The sequence below is a fragment of the Haloquadratum walsbyi J07HQW2 genome (assembly GCF_000415985.1).
GTDB lineage: Archaea > Halobacteriota > Halobacteria > Halobacteriales > Haloferacaceae > Haloquadratum > Haloquadratum walsbyi_B.
On sequence record NZ_KE356561.1, the window covers coordinates 3,197,977 to 3,209,578 of the forward strand.

10 protein-coding genes and 4 pseudogenes are annotated in these 11,602 nt (G+C 48.4%); 8 read left to right on the forward strand and 6 right to left on the reverse strand.

Features of this window, described 5'->3' with window-relative positions; genetic code table 11:
• Positions 1 to 95 precede the first annotated feature (95 nt).
• Positions 96 to 1,513 (forward strand): annotated as a pseudogene (locus tag J07HQW2_RS14970) (RNA-guided endonuclease InsQ/TnpB family protein); the annotation flags it as partial.
• A 284-nt stretch (positions 1,514 to 1,797) separates the two neighbouring features.
• Positions 1,798 to 3,546, forward strand: a complete 1,749-nt coding sequence (locus J07HQW2_RS14975) for a hypothetical protein (RefSeq protein WP_021056466.1) — start codon at positions 1,798 to 1,800, stop codon at positions 3,544 to 3,546.
• Positions 3,547 to 3,734: 188 nt separating this feature from the next.
• On the opposite strand, the gene J07HQW2_RS14980 is transcribed toward J07HQW2_RS14975, so the two are convergent.
• The 4 genes from J07HQW2_RS14980 to J07HQW2_RS14995 all read right to left on the reverse strand — a co-directional run bounded on the left by J07HQW2_RS14980 (position 3,735) and on the right by J07HQW2_RS14995 (position 5,886).
• Positions 3,735 to 4,358, reverse strand: coding sequence for a peptide-methionine (S)-S-oxide reductase MsrA (locus J07HQW2_RS14980; RefSeq protein ID WP_021056467.1), 624 nt, complete (start codon positions 4,356 to 4,358; stop codon positions 3,735 to 3,737).
• Positions 4,359 to 4,390: 32 nt separating this feature from the next.
• On the reverse strand, positions 4,391 to 4,798 hold the full coding sequence (gene msrB / locus J07HQW2_RS14985; RefSeq protein WP_021056468.1) for a peptide-methionine (R)-S-oxide reductase MsrB: 408 nt from the start codon (positions 4,796 to 4,798) through the stop codon (positions 4,391 to 4,393).
• Positions 4,799 to 4,975: 177 nt separating this feature from the next.
• Positions 4,976 to 5,281 (reverse strand): divalent-cation tolerance protein CutA, encoded by a 306-nt coding sequence (gene cutA, locus J07HQW2_RS14990; RefSeq protein ID WP_021056469.1) that lies wholly within the window; start codon positions 5,279 to 5,281, stop codon positions 4,976 to 4,978.
• A 176-nt stretch (positions 5,282 to 5,457) separates the two neighbouring features.
• Positions 5,458 to 5,886 (reverse strand): PAS domain-containing protein, encoded by a 429-nt coding sequence (locus J07HQW2_RS14995; RefSeq protein ID WP_021056470.1) that lies wholly within the window; start codon positions 5,884 to 5,886, stop codon positions 5,458 to 5,460.
• 316 nt (positions 5,887 to 6,202) lie between these two features.
• Between J07HQW2_RS14995 and J07HQW2_RS19125 the strand changes: the two genes are divergently transcribed.
• The 3 genes from J07HQW2_RS19125 (at position 6,203) to J07HQW2_RS19135 (ending at position 7,357) form a co-directional block, all read left to right on the forward strand.
• On the forward strand, positions 6,203 to 6,586 hold the full coding sequence (locus tag J07HQW2_RS19125) for a hypothetical protein (RefSeq protein ID WP_303704228.1): 384 nt from the start codon (positions 6,203 to 6,205) through the stop codon (positions 6,584 to 6,586).
• Positions 6,587 to 6,682: 96 nt separating this feature from the next.
• Positions 6,683 to 7,093, forward strand: coding sequence for a transposase (locus J07HQW2_RS19130; protein WP_021056472.1), 411 nt, complete (start codon positions 6,683 to 6,685; stop codon positions 7,091 to 7,093).
• Between the two features lie 96 nt (positions 7,094 to 7,189).
• The gene (locus tag J07HQW2_RS19135) at positions 7,190 to 7,357 is read left to right on the forward strand and encodes a hypothetical protein (protein ID WP_021056473.1); all 168 of its coding nucleotides are present in this window, start codon (positions 7,190 to 7,192) and stop codon (positions 7,355 to 7,357) included.
• Between the two features lie 56 nt (positions 7,358 to 7,413).
• Here the strand turns inward: J07HQW2_RS19135 and J07HQW2_RS20125 are convergent.
• A pseudogene (locus tag J07HQW2_RS20125) lies at positions 7,414 to 8,176 on the reverse strand (RNA-guided endonuclease InsQ/TnpB family protein); the annotation flags it as partial.
• Between the two features lie 461 nt (positions 8,177 to 8,637).
• Here J07HQW2_RS20125 and J07HQW2_RS15010 point away from each other — a divergent pair.
• The 3 genes and pseudogenes from J07HQW2_RS15010 to J07HQW2_RS19145 form a co-directional block, all read left to right on the forward strand.
• Entirely contained in the window at positions 8,638 to 10,170 is a 1,533-nt protein-coding gene (locus J07HQW2_RS15010; RefSeq protein WP_021056476.1) for a uracil-xanthine permease family protein, read from the forward strand.
• A gap of 59 nt (positions 10,171 to 10,229) precedes the next feature.
• Positions 10,230 to 10,682: a hypothetical protein gene (locus J07HQW2_RS15015; protein WP_021056477.1), complete on the forward strand. Its 453-nt coding sequence runs from the start codon at positions 10,230 to 10,232 to the stop codon at positions 10,680 to 10,682.
• Between the two features lie 440 nt (positions 10,683 to 11,122).
• Positions 11,123 to 11,287, forward strand: a pseudogene (locus J07HQW2_RS19145) (IclR family transcriptional regulator C-terminal domain-containing protein); the annotation flags it as partial.
• A gap of 22 nt (positions 11,288 to 11,309) precedes the next feature.
• On the opposite strand, the pseudogene J07HQW2_RS19150 reads toward J07HQW2_RS19145, so the two are convergent.
• Positions 11,310 to 11,602: pseudogene (locus J07HQW2_RS19150) on the reverse strand (RNA-guided endonuclease TnpB family protein); the annotation flags it as partial.

The following is an 11,602-nucleotide window of genomic DNA, read 5'->3' on the forward strand; positions in this document are numbered from 1 at the left end:
AAGGCAGGATATTCCAATTCCACCTCCACCGACTCCAGATACTAACCTTTACCGTTACCACAGAGCAATTATAAGTACTTATACAGGCGTTCAGAATGCTAGAAGTCCACCGCACCCATCGAGCGACAATCCTCAACCACGGACAACTAGAGGAAATGCTCGACTTGCACGGGTGGAGTGCCAGCAAACTCTACACTGGAACGTCGCTAACTACCACTCCCGCAACGTTTGGAAGGAGACGGGCGAGATTCCTGACTATCGCGAGCTTAAAAACGAGTTGAAGACTCACAACAAGTACAAGCGACTGCACAGTCAGTCCAGTCAGCGAGTTCTGGAGGAACTCGCTGAAGCCTTCAACTCGAACTCGTGTCGTGGGACGGAAAGAGGAAATCCGATGACTGAGCGAACCCGCCCGGCTACCGCAAACAAAACTACTACGACAACCAAGGCTGTCGCGTCCACGAAGAACACCCACGGAGCACCGTGACGTGGAAACAAAACGGCATCACACACGACACGACACGACACGACTCGAAGAACAACCGCCTTCGCCTTCGCCTCTCGAAGGGCCCACACCACAACCAACACCCGAAAGCGTGGGAATACATCCTTGTCGTTGTCGAATACGAGACACGCCCCGGCGTCACCGTCGACAACCTGCAACAAGTCCGTGCCGTCTCCGACAAGGCAAAACAACGTTGGGAACTCCACCTCGTCTGCACAGACGAAATGGAAATCGAGACACCCACGGCTCCCGGCAACGAAACGGCGGGAGTTGACCTCGGTTCGGTATCTGTAACTTTGCCGCCGTCTCATACAGCACGGAAGAATCCGACCTGTACCCCGGAAACCGTCTCAAACAAGATGGATACTACTTCCCGAAGGAAATCGCCAACTGCGACGATTCGGGCGGCGAACGAGCCACTCGGCTCCACGGGAAGTAGTCAGAGTGCCGAAACCATTTTGTCCACTCCTTAGCGACACACATCATTGACCGGTGTGTCGAGCAGGAAGTGAGCCGTCTCAACATTGGGCAACTCGCTGGTGTCCGCGAAGACGACACCGACAACGACAACGGCGAGTCGAAGAACTGGGGTCTGGGTCGGCACGGCAACCTCGACCTGCACGGGTGGGCGTGGGCGTGGGCGTTCGACCGATTCTCAAACATCCTCGAATACAAGCCGACGGCTGAGGGCATCGAAGTCGGCGAAGTGTCAGAGCGCGACACAAGCAAGACATGACGTGTTGTGTCTGCGGGACAGAAGACGACAGTCAGCGTGACGTGGTCTCTCTTCTCTGTCCGTGAGTCGTGTGATGCGGCGTTCAACGCTGATGTGAACGGGGCGGGGGCGGAGAATATCCGTCTCGACCTGATCAAAAGTAACTCCGAGTCTTCGCCCAATTTGAACGGGAATAGGAGTACCAGCTCGGCTGATTGGCACAGCCCGGAGTCTACCTTCACGACTTGTCCTGCGGATTCCAACCGCAGGGTCAAGTGGTAGACTGCAAACCCTCATATCCCAACCCAAGCGGTGCAGTGCCGTGGGATTCCTCCGCGGTTACGCGGAGGAGGATGTCAATCTACACTCACTACACCCAACACATCAATGATCATAATCGTCATCATGATTCATATCTGTAAAACGATACATAAATGCCCGTTCACCACAGATTATATGTATGCATAATAACGTGACTCGACTAATTTCTATAGCTCCTCAATTGAGTAAACGAGGCGCTGCGCTCGCATATGTACCGTCCAGACTGGCTGAAAACCAATTATAAGGAGTAGAATATATGTCATCAGACAATGACTCCATTCTTCCTGGGTCCAGTAATTTGAATTCACTGCTTAGTTCTGGTGCCGGTCCAGACCCATCTCCGTTGTCATTAGCGCTACGAATCGGAGTCGTAGTTCTCGGACTTGTGATCCTCTATCTTGCCCGACCAGTGATTCATTTCTGGGTCTATGGGATGTTATTCAGCCCGACTGGACTCATTCTCTTTGGAACCGCAACTGTTGGCATCGCCGTCGGCATATTACTGTTTTTATTCCCCGGATTTCGAAGCGCTGTCAGATTTAATGACATCAATGTGGCTGGAACTGCGATTGTGTTCGTTTTCTTTCTCTCGATTGGTGTCGGAGGGATTACCGGAATATTTGAAAGTAAGAGTCTTGCTGAGCGGACAACAGTGAATGCCGAAGAGATCGACGAACTCCCAGCAATTGCTGAAGAGAATCCACGGATTGTCCCACGTCCGGTTTCTGATGTTCAAACACGTGGGTCGGTTTCTTATCGGCAACATCGACTTGGAACAAGCGATATTGCCCGCTCCCCAGATGGGTCACTGGTCTGGAGTTATGCCATTGAGCCTGACCCATTCCGTATCCAACTTACGGGGAATCAGCGAGGCGTGCTACTGAGCGATATGACATCGATTGAGAACCGCAGTATCTCTGCGTTTGACGACCAGGACTTCAAGCACGGACAAAATATGTTTTTGTTCCGATCAGCAAGTTGGCAACTCAAGACAACTGGTGGCTACTGGAGCACATATCAGGATGATCCTGTTGAGTTTGTGCACGATGGAACGGCATACATGGCGTATCCAAAAACCGGTCATGAGTGGAAGCTGACCCCAATTCCACATACGGTCCCAGTCTGGGATGGCGTTGGGCTTGTCCATCCAGACGGCACGATTGAGCATTTATCACCTGAGGAAGCACAGGATAGTGAAGTGCTCGATGGACAGCGTCTTTACCCACTGACACTCGCTCGTGAGGAGGCTGAATCACTCCGGTTCCGAAATGGCATCATCAATCAACTTTCTGTTGTTGGGTCATTCCGTGGTGTTATCGAACCCGCATCACTCCCAGTCACGGCGAGTAATGAACAGCCGTTTGTTATTGATACAGAGACAGATGGAATGACGTACGTGATGGCGATGGAGCCATTCGGTGAGTCAACTCGTGGTCTTGACGAAGTGTGGTTGTTTGACGCCGATAGTAATGAGCGGAAGGTATTCTCAACCGGTCGAGAGACTCTGCTTGGTCCTGAACGGGCGGTTGGGATTGTTCGTTCAGAGGATAGTCGAACGAACTGGGCTGGTTCTAATGGAGATGGGCAATTCAAAGTTGTTGAGCCAATCCCAGTTATTATTGATTCTCAACTGTGGTGGCATACAAAGGTATCACCAACAGATAACACTGCTGTGACGCGAAATGTATTTGTTAACGCTGACACTGAAGAGGCGATTGAACTCGGAGAGACTAAAGACGTCGTCTCGTTCCTTGCCGGCGCGTCAGTTACTCCTGTTGCAGATCAAAATAACGATAGCGCAGAGCAGACCGGGACCGCAACGACTGCCTCAGGTAGCGATAATATTGGATATGTAATTGTTGTTCGCGACGAGAATGGAAACGTTATTGACCGGATTCAAGTTCCGGAAAATCAAACCGCGACGATTGAGAGCATCCAGCGCAACACAACAGTAACGACACCAACTGCTTCGGAATCGTCAGCAACGAATAACGCAACATCCTGATCACTATGATCTGCCGTTGCTACTAGATCAAAAATGAATACGTATTTTCGGTCATGAATGCTCACGTCAACTACCGCTCCCTACTCGTTCGCTTTGCTCACTCCTTGAGGAAGGGGACTCCACTCAAATATGTTGAACAGTGCGTGACAATTGATCTGAGCGATTTCGCACCTACTTGATAGTTGCTCTCAGACCGTTCTACCGAGCGCTGTCTGGAGGTGATCATCCTTAGAGATTGCATGCCCACTCGCGTGACCATTGAGCTTCGCAGCGGCGGGTGACTCCCGAAGCGTTTCATCATCATATCCAATCTCATCAAACACATCCGATAGTGCTGGATCCGTACGAAGACTGTGTTTTTGATGATAATCTTCTGCAAGATAGAATCGAAAGAGGGGCTCAATACGAGTCCCAATAGCGTCGGCAGTAAAACCACGTTCTCCAAGGAATGTATTGAGCGTTTCTCGCTGTTCTGATGTCGCTGGCAGAATGAGACTCTGATACTGTGTTTTTCTTATCTGCTGATTTGGTCGATGATTCTCGAAAGCCCGACTCAACAGTTGTTGATATGAAAGGACTGTTGGATCGTAGTCAACCTGAAACACCTCAGTATGGTCTCCAAGATTGTGATACGTCGGGTCAGACTTCCTCCCACCGGCGTAGCCAACTCGTGTCCGGATAGCACCATCGACTGCACCGAATTGCGCCTCTGGTCCCCAGAAACACCCCAAACCGAAGGTTGCAGTCTCCGTCTCGTCATGACCCAGCGCAGCACGATCATACTCCTCAATGAGTGTTGGTGTTAGCGTCACAAGTGTATGATAGATTAAATTTGAACAGTGTGTTATTCGTCAAAATCCAGTGCTTTGCCATTAATACAGTAGCGCTTCCCTGTTGGCTCTGGTCCATCGTCAAATACATGACCTAAATGACCTTCACAGGTACTACAGATGACTTCAGTTCGAACTCTTCCGTGACTGCGGTCGGGTCGTGTCTCAACAGCAGTTGTATCAGCAGGAGCCCAAAAGCTTGGCCACCCGGTTCCGGACTCAAATTTCTCATCTGACTGAAACAGTTCTGAGTCACAACCAGCGCATCGAAATACACCGTCTTTGCTGACTTTCAATAGATCCGATGTGCCTGCGCGCTCAGTGCCTGCTTCACGCAGGATATGATACTCTTCTTCATTCAGCACGTCACGCCATTCTTCATCGCTTTCCGGTACATCATTACTAATCCGACTTTCAGACATAGTATAAATATAGAACTCGGGACGTTTGAAGTTGGCTTCATTTGCAATACAGATGATGGCATGCAATCTCCAAAGGCGGAAACATACTTACCGATAATCTGGACCTCAATTAGAGCCTGAGAGCATGATCGTATAATTAGTAACTGATTTCGACGTACTCATGAGTTCCACCACGAGCTATCGCGTTTCAGTTTCTACCCAGTTAGCAAATGAGTCAATAACATCAATTTGATCAAACCGTTCGATGCAGGGCACATCGTTTGTGTGCCGTTCAGTAAGCTCTCTTTTCAATTCTGGATATCGCTCTGCTGTTGTTTTCGCGAATAAGATAGCCTCCTCCTCATCTTCATACATTTCATTTTCCCATCGATAAGTGGAATCACAATCAACGATATTCACGCATGCAGCTAATCGTTCCTCAACCAGAAATTTGGCTAGTTCACTCGCTGTCCCTCTCGGGGCTGTGATATATACAGTAGTCATCATTCGAATGGTGTTGTCCTTTTCACTAAAATTCGATGAAAAACAGGTCTGCGTTCATATCGTCGCTTGCTCGACATGGTCTCGCAAACTACCTCAAACGAGTACAATGTGGTCTGTCACCGTAAATAAAAAATACACTGTGGTGGCATCTCACGATTCTATCGTTTAGTGCCAATTTAAAGAAAACCGTTGGTCAACGGATCATCGCTCATATCACGCTGGATAGAAATCCAATGTGTCACACCCGAATCCTCGGTCGGTTGAAGCGCATCAATCGACCATCGGACTTTGTATGCTTCACCGCTCTTTCGATAATTTGTTGTTTCCCCAATAAAGCGTCCTTCTTCAGATAGACTTTCCGTCAGCTTATCAATCACATGTTGACTGGTTTCCTCACCCTGTAACATTTTCGGCGTCTCTCCAAGTGCTTCTTGTTTTGAGTACCCAGTCATCTGCTCGAAGTACTTGTTGACAAACAGAATTTCTTCCTCTGGCTTCTCATGTGCAGGACCAGCTGTAATCATAATACATTCTGGATAGTGATCCAGAACCCACCCAAACGTTCCATCGTCACTGATCTCTGAAACTATTTCTTCATAGTCCATTATCGCGATAACACTAACGTACCGTACTAGTATAAAATACTGGATACTCAGATTAGCAGTGCTTTCCTTGGATTATTACACAATATGATTACATTAGCCGATGTGTTGATTGCTATTTTCTCTCACAGAGAGCGCATAATACTCTGCATCTCAAAGTCGGTGCGACACGCTCGAACAACTCGCTGAGCGATAGTTTACCAGCTGAACACGGCGAATACCACAGGGCTTTGATACTGATGTGACCCCATGGCCGCGGATGAAGCCAACATGACACTGATACAAGGCATAATAAGTATACGCAGTAATGCGACTAGATATGTATACCACTGAAGTACACGTTCCGCTATCAGGCCTATCCCGACCGGGGAGGGCTCACCTCAGACCGGACGCGGAATCCTACAGTGATATTCACCGCCAAGCCTACAATTATACCCGCTACGACTACCAGACTATTGATACTGAAACGGCGAATATCGGGTCGGCGTCCCAACACCACACCACAACCGCCTCACACAGTGGACAGACGAATGTCCGGTGTTCAGCGAAGTCCACTCTAGTCCAAAGCACTGCAAGTAACAGGACGGTCAAGCGGTTCTACAGTACCCTGAGTGGGTTCTCCGAACTGAAGCAAAACGGGCAGGCGGTTGGGATCGGGATGCTTCGGTGGAAACCACCACGAGAGTTTCGGAGTCTGACGTAGTCGCAATCTGAATTCAAGCTCACACACACGAGCGGTCAGCGAGCGACACTTTGGCTCTCTGTCTCTGGGATTGGTGATATCCCAACCCGATCCGGTATGGTATCATCGAGATATTCCGCCGAACGCAATCATCAAAGAGGTCACAATCAAGCACGAATCGACCGCCACCGCACCGGTGAGTGGGTCGTCACGTTCGGGCTAGAGATGCCCGATAATGCACTCCCGTTGAGAACACCGATTGGTGAACTGAATGGTGACGATTCTGTTAGTATTGATCTCGGCATCCAGAATTACATCGACACAAGTGATACTGATAGTGTTGACTGTCTTGATCTGATTGAGGACGAAGAGCACGACCGCCTCCGCCGTGAGCAACAGTCGTTTTCACGGAAAGAACAACGCAAGGCAGTAACAGTCGGGAGCACCAACGTTAGCAGGTCGCTAAGGCAAATCGATCAATCGCCCAGAAGGTCAACAATTTCCAGTAGAAACTCACGACATGGTTAATAACCGAGTATAATGCTGTGTTCGTCGAAGACTTGGATTGGACGTGAAGCCAACGGATGTGTCCAGCCAGAACGTCAAAAATAACCAGGATGCTGCATGGCGACAGTTCATCGAGATGCTGGTGCTGGAGTACAAAGCAAAGCCAAACTACATGGGATACATGTCGTGCAGGTTGGTCCTGCGACTGGGACCGCTGCGGAGACCGATGGGGAATTGGATGGGGATCACCTCAGTTGGTGTCTGCAAGTCAAATCGTGTCGTTGAATTGCGAAGCCTCGGAGTCGGGGCTTTGATACTGATGTAACCCCGAGAAAGTTCATGTAGCTGCTCGAGATTTTTTGTTTCCGCGAGAGTTTACGCTGTTTGCGGCGAAGCCGCTCGTACTCGTCTTCGAGATCGAGCTAATCCACCGTCCCGTCTTCCCGTTCGAGGTTTGGATGTAGTGTCGCTGAGAATGCCGAGATCAATCCCAACGCTATTGATCGTATCCACCGATCTCACGCCGGGCTTCTCGGGAAGGTCAGCGTCGTTGGTTTCGAGGCCGAAAGAGACGAACCACTCACTGGTCGTCTCTTTCTTGAGCGTGACTCTTTGAGGTCCGCTTCATCTGGGATGTCTCGATGGTAACGGAGCTGAGCTTAATGTCTCCGATTTTGGAGAGCCGGAGTGTCGTGTCGCGTGTCGACCACTCGTGTTTGTGAGCCCGAAGCCAGACTGAGAAAACGTCAGACTCTGGAACTCCCGCGGCGACTTCCACTTCCAGTTGACCTTCTCGACCTTTCGCCCGGTTTGTTTCTGCTCGGAAAGGCTGTCGAGGTTCTGTTAGAATCGCGCGACGGTTCGTCGTAGAGCCTTCGAATTGACTTCTGCCTCTGAGAAGATGGGGAACTCGTCTTTCCAGTCGGGGAGTCGATAGTGGTGGTAGTGGTGGTGTATGTACGCGGAGCCGATATTGTCGGCGTCCACGTTTTCATACTCATACAGGGTGTAGTTGTATGCTTGGCGATGAGTGTCAATATGATATTCTAGGTCACCGGCTACCTCCCATGTCAGGTATGCGAGGTAGCGGTGACTGTATTCCATCGCTGTCAGTTAATCATCGGTATGTCTATGTAATGGTTTGTGTCACGGGTTGTCGGATTCAACCTCGGGGCATACTCCTTGTAATTCTGTAAAATATATTTTTCCCACGGGTTGGCTGTCAAATAGTTCCATAGTCATATATATGATATTATACAGCTTATAGTAGGCATGATATACCGATGAATAAGTTAGATGCATTTGAAATGAATACACAGATTTACTATTTAGCCATCATGCAGGCGATTTGTCGGTATTACCGATATCCGAGTATTGAATTGTTAGTTACGCTTGTGTCCGAGTAGACACTGAGATAAATATATGAATTATTATAGATACATCTCAACGTTCGCTTTTGATAGAGACCGTATCTCACCATCAGATTTATTCATCTGTTTAATTAGCAGTTAGTATTAACAAAATATGTGAGTGTGTATTCATCACATAGATTGTTCTCATAAGACATGTCTAAAGAAAACAAAAATAATAACGCTGAGACAGACGGCGGAATGGTAACGTACGGTATTGATGATAAACCACCCCTTTTACAGTCGATTTTGCTCGGGACACAACACTGGCTTACAATGGTCGGGTCTACAATTGCCATCCCACTTGTTTTAGCTGGTGCGCTCGGATTTAATGCATCGCAAACTGCACAGCTCGTTGGGACATTCTTTGTAGTCTCTGGCATTGCGACACTGGCACAAACCACGATTGGGAATAAGTATCCAATTGTTCAAGGTGGAACATTTTCTATGCTTGGTCCGGCTCTAGCGATCATCGGGGTTCTTGCTTCCAGTAATGCTGCACCAACGGTGATGATGCGAGAACTTCAGGGGGCTATTATTATTGCTGGCATATTGGAGGTTCTCATAGGCTATCTTGGTATTTTTGGTCGATTGAAACGATATATCGGACCATCTGTTATTGCAGTGGTCATTGCACTGATTGGATTGGCGCTTGTTGGCGTTCCACAGATTACGAGCGCTTCACAAAATTGGTATTTGACTGGATTGACGCTCACGCTCATTGTGCTGTTCTCACAGTATATCGATAATTACTCTTGGGTATTCAACCTCTTTCCGGTATTATTAGGACTTGGACTTGCATATTTGATCGCGGCTGCGCTCTCCATTGCAGGAATCGTAAATATTGTGAGTTTCGGCTCAATTGCTAGCGCACCACCAGTGCGTGCGATTACGCCATTCCAGTGGGGAACACCACTATTCACTACCTCATTTGCAGCAGGAATGATCGCAGGGATGCTTGCCTCAGCAATCGAGAGCTTTGGCGATTATCATTCTGTTGCCCGGATGGCTGGCGAAGGTGCACCCAACTCCCGGCGGGTTAATCATGGGCTTGGCATGGAAGGATTGGGTAATCTGTTTGCAGGAATCATGGGAACCGGTAACGGCTCTACGTCATATACTGAGAACGTTGGCGCAATCGGTATCACCGGTGTCGCCTCTCGATATGTTGTCCAGATTGGTGCTGTTGTGATGATCTTAGTTGGATATGTCGGATACTTTGGTGCGTTCGTCACCACTATTCCAAACGCTATCGTCGGTGGACTTTTCTTAGCAATGTTTGCCCAGATCGTCGGTGTTGGACTCTCACAACTTCAACACGTCGACATGAATCAGAACCGGAATATATTCGTTGTCGGATTTGGATTGTTTGCTGGTCTTTCGATTCCACGGTATATGAATGGGCTAGAGTCTGGTGCTTTAGAAGCGGGTCTCTCAAATGTGCCGGTACTGGGGACAGTGCTTGGAGTCCCAGAAGTTGCTCAAACACTTAGCATCGTCCTTGGAACCCAAATTGCAGTCGGTGGGATTGCGGCATTTATTCTTGATAATACAATTCCCGGAACAGATGAGGAGCGCGGTTTGACTGCTTGGGGAGAGATTACTGAGGATGAAGACGCCTTCCAGCCGTCATATGAACGTGTGCTCTCACGAGGTGAAACGACAGATCAAGAAATTGCCGACGATTGATGACCGGCATCATTGGTTCAAAATAAGACGTAACTGTATATATTGTGAGTGCAGCAATCATGAGTAAGGACACCCACTCGAAAAATACCAGACAAATTAAGGGTAACTTAGAGCTTGATGACACACTAATTGCGGAGATGCCCCTGCGTTCATCTGGATGGGTTGGTTATTCTGCTGAGGCTATAATTATCAACGACGATGATGACGATTATAAGAAAATATATAAAGAAGATATTGCTGAGATCGGGCTTCGAACGCTCCAGTGGGACATGGCGGTGATGAGTATCCTGCTTGCAGGTGTTGGTGGATACATTATGTTGACACAAAATCCACTCATCGGACTTTGTTTTGCTCTAGTCGGTCTGGGAAGTCTCTACCGAACCTATACTAATCGATATGCGTTGATCATTCAGAGTAAAAACCATCACAAGCCAGTGACGATCCATCCAACACACCCGAAAGAGTGTCATGAACAGTTAGCTGAAAAAGTCGAATTAAATCTTATCCGATGATATCAATCGCACAGTAATCTTAAATTAATTGGACCGAATCGGAATATGTTATATCGACTGCTGATTTGAGTATTATCAATAACAAAGTCATAACACCGACTGAGATATTCATCGGCGGAGTCGCTATTAAGAGCGGATCAATTATTTCGGGTAGTTCCCTTCCAAATTTGCGTGAAGCCGAGTAGACAATTGACCCAGACGGAAGTTATCTTATTCCCGGATCTATTGACCCACATGCTCATTCTGGATTTTCAAGATATGAATACGACTATCATAAAGGGACCAAACATGGCTTTGAAACTAAAAACAGGGGTATAGTTCACAGCGGCGTGACAACTGGAACCAACTTTTTGAATTCAACCTAATCTGTATGTGTCTGATATGGAATTTTTCATTGAAACCGGTGAATGCAGTCCAAACGACGCTCACAATAGTCGAAAATGTACGATGATAAAGAGCGATTACCTAGTCTCCGAAGTGTCGCGACTCCATCAACAGGTACTGAGGACACTGTCTTAGGTTCAGCGAGTATTGTAGGTCCAACAAGCCGAGTTAATGATCAACGGTTCTACGAACGATTTCCCACTGAACTACGTGAAGTTGCAAAAGCTGTGAACTGCTCCGGGGTCAAGCCCCGGAGCTTCTTCCCGTGGATTGGTCGGACACACCCGACACACCATCGGTCTGGTGGCCTTGAGCGGTGTGGTGGGTCACGGTCGGGCCGTCCACAGGCCCCGATGCCTGCCGTCGCAACTCCCATTTCCGCACCTGCGGGAGTGTGTTGAGAGCAGGCACATTTCGATTGTCTTGCTTTCGTAGCCACTTCTGCGCGACACTCACACCAGCGCCACGGTCGGCGTGGTCTTGGTGTTCGCACTCACGACATTTGAATCGCTTTTTGTGGCGGTTCGCCCGTTCTG